Source organism: Enterococcus sp. JM9B (assembly GCF_009933265.1).
GTDB lineage: Bacteria > Bacillota > Bacilli > Lactobacillales > Enterococcaceae > Enterococcus_C > Enterococcus_C songbeiensis.
This window is the reverse complement of sequence record NZ_MAEK01000038.1, coordinates 79,719-85,864: the sequence shown is the minus strand read 5'-3', so window position 1 is coordinate 85,864 and position 6,146 is coordinate 79,719. Positions and strand designations below refer to the sequence as shown.

The window sequence follows — 6,146 nt, the reverse complement described above, 5'->3', positions numbered from 1 at the left end:
ACACTAAATATTATAGAACCTAAATAATCGAAGTCCCTCTTGTATGAGGGATTTTTTTTCAGCTCTTTTAAGTAAAAAATACTTAAAAAGGACTGCTTTTTGGGAAGTAGTTTGTTATACTTCATATAAAGCGATTACAACAAATGAGAATTGGGGCGATAAAATGGAAGAAGCATTGACAGTTTTGAGAAATGGATCGGATATTCGCGGCGTTGCCATTGCCACGGAAGAATTTCCAGCAACTTTGACACCTGAGGCAATGACTCAAATTGCCAATGGAATCGTTTATTGGCTGCGAAAAAACGATGAAGAAAAATACCTAGCTGGAAAGCTGATGCTTGGTATCGGACAAGACAGTCGAATCAGTGGGGATGATTTGAAGGCAGCTTTGGTGCAGCAATTGGTTTTGCAGGGAATCCAAGTCATTGATTTTCAGCTGGCGACTACGCCGGCGATGTTTATGAGTACCCGCTACCCTGAATTTGACTGTGATGCTGCAATCATGCTGACAGCCAGCCATTTGCCTTTTTATTATAATGGCGCAAAGCTATTTACAAGATCGGGAGGCGCAGAAAAAGAAGACATTCAAGTGATTTTGACTCATCCGCAGGTCAACGAAAACGGACAGGTGGGAATCGTCAAACAAGCACAGTTACTGCCAAAATATTCGGCAGATCTGCTTGAAAAAATTCGGCGGAGCATTGGGGAGAAACAACCATTGCTTGGCTGGAAAATTGTGGTAGATGCCGGAAATGGTGCTGGCGGTTTTTTTGTGAAGATTTTACAAGAATTAGGAGCGGATACAACGGGCTCACAGTTTCTAACGCCAGATGGAATGTTTCCGAATCATATTCCCAATCCGGATAATGCTGAGGCAATGGCCAGCATCAAGGAGGCTGTTTTAGCAAATCAAGCAGATTTAGGAATTATTTTTGATACGGATGTGGATCGTGCGGCGGTAGTGACCGCCAGCGGGCAGGCGCTAAACCGCAACAATTTGATTGCAGTGTTAAGCAAAATTATTTTAAAAGAGCATCCGGGAACCAGTATCGTCACTAATTCCCCCACTTCCGATCATTTACGAAGGTTTATCGAAAACGCAGGTGGCAAGCAAGTGCGCTATATTTCCGGTTACCGTAACGTAATCAATAAAGCGATTCAATTGAATGAACAGGGAATCGACTCCCAATTAGCAATTGAAACTAGTGGACACGCAGCATTTAAAGAAAACTATTTTTTAGATGACGGTGCTTACGTGATTGCTAAACTATTGATGCTGCTTCCTGATTTAAAAAATCAAGGACAAACACTGGACACTTTGATTCAAGAATTGCAGCAGCCAGCTGAAACCGTGGAGGTTCGTTTTCCATTAAAAGCCGTAGATTATCATCAATTGGGAGAAAAAGTTATCGAACAATTAGGAAGTTGGAAGCAATCTGGCTGGCATATCGATTCAGAAAATGAAGAAGGGATTCGGATTCGTTTCGGGGAACCTTTTGGCAATGGCTGGTTTCTTTTACGAATGAGTTTGCATGAGCCTTTATTGGTACTGCAAGTGGAAAATGATGTTGCAGGAAAGCTGTCGCTTATCTTGCGAAAATTGCAGGAATTTCTGGAACAATTTCCAGAAGTAGATCAGGAGAAACTGCTTTCAAAATTAAATTGACATCGTTTGCATTAAGGTGCATGATAAGAATAACAAGTGTAGAAACAGGTGGTTAGATGATTGTTGATGTGATTATTGGTTTGACGATTTTTACGTATGGGGTAAATTTTTTGGTCTTTCTCTATTTGAAGTATCGTCCAAAGCGGGATTGGCTGGAGCGGTTATCGATTTACTTTGGGGTAAATATGAGCTTACTGCTGGCAGATGGTGTCTTTTTATTCTTGGGAAAGATTTTTGAAGAAGGCATCTTGGTGATAGAATAAAATCTTAGTACAAGCGTCTGCAGGATTGTAGGCGCTTTTTTTGAACTTTTTATAAAAAAGCAAGCAGAGATTGGTGTTCTTCAAAAAAATTTGTTACCCTTAAACAAATGGCAAGGAGAGTCGAAAAAATGGCAAAAATCATGATCGTGGAAGACGAGAGCGTTATTCGTCAGCTTATTATGGAAGAATTGGGAAAATGGCAGTTTGAAACCTTTGGAACGACAGATTTTGAAAAAGTCTTTACAGATTTTGAAGCGGAAGAGCCACAGCTGATCTTGTTAGACATTAATTTACCGATTTTTGATGGCTATTACTGGTGTCAAAAGATCCGTGAAGTGTCAAAAGTACCGATTATTTTTATTTCCAGCCGCAATACCAACATGGATATGATTATGGCGATGAACATGGGGGCAGATGATTTTGTTACTAAACCCTTTGAGATTGATGTGTTGATTGCCAAAATCAATGCGTTATTGCGCCGATCCTACAATTATGCTCAAAACAGCAGTGAAACGCTGATTCATAAGGAGTTGACGCTGAATGTCGACAACAGCAGTGTGACTGTCAATGAAGAAGTGATCGATTTGAGTAAAAATGAATACCGTTTGTTGTATATCCTGATGAAAAATCACGGCAAGATTCTTTCCCGAGAAAAATTATTGCGGGCTTTATGGGATGACGAGCGCTTTGTGGATGATAATACCCTGACGGTGAATATCAATCGCTTGCGGCGGAAAATCGAACAAGCTGGAGTTGCTGGATATATTGAAACAAAGGTTGGGCAAGGCTATATTGTTCCGTAGAGGTGACTTATGCATATAAAAAACTATCTAAAAGATCGCTGGCTGCTATTTGTCGGCTGGGTGGTCTTCGTTTTATTGACTGCTTTTGTTTTATGGTTGGCACCTAATTTGCAAGTGGATTGGGGTACGCTCCTTTATCTGGCGTTGTTGGAAGCCTTGGTTTTGGCTTCTTTTTTGGCGGGGGATTATTTGTATAAGAAACGCTGGTGGAAAAAAATGCAAAGTGCAGATGGAGAAAGCACCATGCAAAATTATTTGACGGGTGCCCGCACCGAAGAAGAAAAAGTGCAACAGCGTTACATCAACCAACTGATTCGGGAGCATCAAGAAGCGATGCAGCAGGTCGTTGTCAATCAGCAGGAACAAAAGGATTACATTGATTCCTGGGTCCATGAAATCAAGGTACCTTTGGCAGCATCTCAACTTTTGTTGCGGTCGATTGAATTTGATATCCCTGATGACAAATACATGCAATTGGAAAATGAATTGGCAAAAATCGATGAATATGTGGAACAAGTCTTGTACTATGCCCGATTAGACAGTTTTTCCAAGGATTATCTGATTCAGGAATCATCGTTAAAGGAAATTATTCAGCCAATCATCCGCAGTCAGGCAAATTACTTTATTCAAAAAAATATCCATTTTTCTGTGGAAGGGGAAGATCAGACCGTTTTGACAGATGCAAAGTGGATCGGCTTTATTTTTCGCCAACTTTTGACCAATGCGTTGAAATACACACCAACAAATGGGAAAGTGCTTATTTTGTTGAAAAAGGAACAGCAGGGCATCACGTTGCAGATGAAGGACAATGGTATTGGCATCCCTGAGGAAGATTTGCGGCGGATTTTTGATAAAGGCTTTACTGGCAGCAATGGACGATATAGCGAGACTCATTCAACAGGGTTGGGTCTGTATTTGGCAAAAAATTTGGCGGAACAATTGGGTGTGGAATTAACAGCCACTTCTACGGTTGGGCAAGGCACGACCATGAACTTGTTTTTTCCGGTGTTATCCTTTTTTCAGGAGCAAAAATAAAAAATCATGCGGCGGCATGATTTTTTTCTTGTCTAGCAAACGTTTTCGCTGATACACTAGCGGGGTATCTTTTAAAAAAGGAGAATATTATGGAACTAATTATCGCTTTGATCCCTATGTTTGCATGGGGAAGTATCGGTTTGGTCAGTGGAAAAATGGGGGGCAATGCTAACCAGCAAACGTTGGGAATGACCATCGGTGCCTTTGTTTTTGCGTTAGTCATTTTTGCAATCAATCAACCGACAGTATCACTTTGGATCTTTTTTATTGGTATTTTATCCGGTCTATTCTGGTGTGTCGGACAAAACGGACAGTTTCATGCGATGCAGTATATGGGTGTTTCGGTAGGACTACCATTGTCCACCGGTATGCAATTGATGCTGAACACAATCGCTGGAGCGGTATTCTTTAGAGAATGGACACAAACTCGGGATTATATTCTTGGAGTGATCGCGCTGGCTTTCTTAGTGATTGGGGCGTACCTGACTTCTCGCCGTGACCCCAATAGTCAAATTCAAAGCAGTAATAAGATGCTGGATTTTGGGAAAGGATTTCGTGTTTTAGTTATTTCAACAATTGGTTTCGGATTGTACACGATTTTGATTACTTGGGCGAAGATTGATCCAATTGCGATCATTTTACCGCAAAGTATCGGAATGTTATTGGGGGCTGTGTTATTCACGCTTCGTAAAATCCAATATGATAAATTTGTTTGGCGTAATACGACTTCTGGCTTGCTGTGGGGAATCGGAAACGTATGCATGCTGATGACGGTCCAAGTTGTTGGATTGGCTGTCGGCTTCTCCTTATCTCAAATGGGAATTATTATCTCTACTTTAGGCGGGATTTTCTTGCTGGGAGAACGAAAGACCAAAAAAGAAATGATTTATGTAGTTTTAGGTTGCCTTTTTGTTATTTTTGGTGGTATTCTTTTAGGATACATGAAGGCGTCTTAAAAAAGTTCGCCTTACTTAATTGGAGGGTGCTATGGATCTTTTCAGAAAAAAGGAAATCAAAATCGAACAGCAGAGCCACATGAAACGGAACCTTAAAATCAAGGATTTGATCATGTTGGGAATCGGTGCGATCATCGGTACCGGAATTTTTGTCGTAACAGGTGTTGCTTCGTCAGATATGGCTGGCCCCGCATTGACGCTTTCGTTTGTGTTAGCAGCAATCGTTGTTGGCTTATCTGGTCTGAGTTTTGCTGAATTTGCTTCACGAGTCCCGGTCTTAGGTGGACCCTATGCGTATATTTACGTGGTATTTGGGGAGTTCGCAGCGTGGATGACCGGCTGGTTTTTAATGTGTGAATTTTTGCTGGCAGTTTCCTCGGTAGCATCCGGTTGGTCCGGCTATGTGCAGGGCTTTCTCGCCAGCTTTGGAGTCGAATTGCCGCAAGCCTTGACTGCAGGCTACAACGCTGAAAATGGCACTTATATCGATTTAATTGCGGCACTGGTTATTGTTTTTGTGACTTTTTGGGTCAGTCAAGAAGCGAAAAAAGCTCTGCGTTTAAATAATCTGATGGTTTATGTCAAATTTGGTATTATTGCGTTATTCGTCGGGTTTGGTGTGTTCTTTGTTCAGCCGGAAAATTGGCAGCCCTTTATGCCATTTGGTTTTTCCGGGGTATTTGACGGTGCAGCCTTAGTATTTTTTGCCTTTTTGGGTTTTGATGCGGTGGCGATGGCGGCTGAAGAAGTAAAAGACCCGCAAAAAGATGTACCAAAAGGTATTATCGGTTCGATTGCGATTGCCACGTTGTTATACATCGTTGTAACGCTGATTTTGACAGGAATCGTTCCTTATACTGAATTGGGAATCAAAGACCCGGTTGCATTTGCGATGCGCTATGTGGATCATGGCTTTGTTGGTTCGGTGATTTCAGTGGGAGCCATCTTGACCTTGTTGACAGTGACGATTTCCATGATGTATTCACTGGCACGATTGCTTTATGCCATCAGTAAAGATGGCTTGCTGCCAAAATTCATGCAAAAAATTGATCCAAAACATCGGACGCCGAAAAATGCGACGATGGCTGCTGGAGTGGTCGCATTATTTTTTGCCGCAGCATTTCCTTTGCAAATTTTAGCTGAATTGACGAACATCGTTGCCTTGGCCTATTTGATTATGGTTTCGTTGGGGATTTTAAAATTGCGGAAAATGATGGGACAACCCAAACCGGGAGAATTCAAAATGCCGCTGGTTCCGCTGTTGCCAATCTTGTCGATTCTGACGTGTCTTTTTCTGATGTCTCGATTGAATAGCACGACTTGGTTGATCTTCGGTATTACCACTGTGATCGGCCTGCTGATTTATTTCTTGTATGGTTATAAAAATAGTTCGTTGAATAAATAAAAAAAGGATCGGTTTCTC

6 protein-coding genes are annotated in these 6,146 nt (G+C 41.5%); all 6 read left to right on the top strand.

Features of this window, described 5'->3' with window-relative positions; genetic code table 11:
* Nucleotides 1-163 precede the first annotated feature (163 nt).
* The 6 genes from BAU16_RS12550 (at nt 164) to BAU16_RS12525 (ending at nt 6,128) form a co-directional block, all read left to right on the top strand.
* Nucleotides 164-1,666, top strand: a complete 1,503-nt coding sequence (locus tag BAU16_RS12550) for a phosphomannomutase/phosphoglucomutase (RefSeq protein WP_137605886.1) — start codon at nt 164-166, stop codon at nt 1,664-1,666.
* A 56-nt stretch (nt 1,667-1,722) separates the two neighbouring features.
* Nucleotides 1,723-1,929 carry a hypothetical protein gene (locus BAU16_RS12545; RefSeq protein WP_048603807.1) on the top strand — a complete coding sequence of 69 codons (207 nt, stop codon included), beginning with the start codon at nt 1,723-1,725 and terminating at the stop codon, nt 1,927-1,929.
* A gap of 128 nt (nt 1,930-2,057) precedes the next feature.
* The gene (gene sapR / locus BAU16_RS12540) at nt 2,058-2,732 is read left to right on the top strand and encodes a two-component system response regulator SapR (protein WP_048603808.1); all 675 of its coding nucleotides are present in this window, start codon (nt 2,058-2,060) and stop codon (nt 2,730-2,732) included.
* A gap of 9 nt (nt 2,733-2,741) precedes the next feature.
* Entirely contained in the window at nt 2,742-3,767 is a 1,026-nt protein-coding gene (gene sapS, locus BAU16_RS12535) for a two-component system sensor histidine kinase SapS (RefSeq protein WP_137605885.1), read from the top strand.
* Nucleotides 3,768-3,856: 89 nt separating this feature from the next.
* Complete coding sequence (locus tag BAU16_RS12530) at nt 3,857-4,723, top strand: GRP family sugar transporter (protein ID WP_048603810.1); 867 nt, start codon at nt 3,857-3,859, stop codon at nt 4,721-4,723.
* A 31-nt stretch (nt 4,724-4,754) separates the two neighbouring features.
* The gene (locus BAU16_RS12525; protein WP_048603811.1) at nt 4,755-6,128 is read left to right on the top strand and encodes an amino acid permease; all 1,374 of its coding nucleotides are present in this window, start codon (nt 4,755-4,757) and stop codon (nt 6,126-6,128) included.
* Nucleotides 6,129-6,146: the final 18 nt, after the last annotated feature.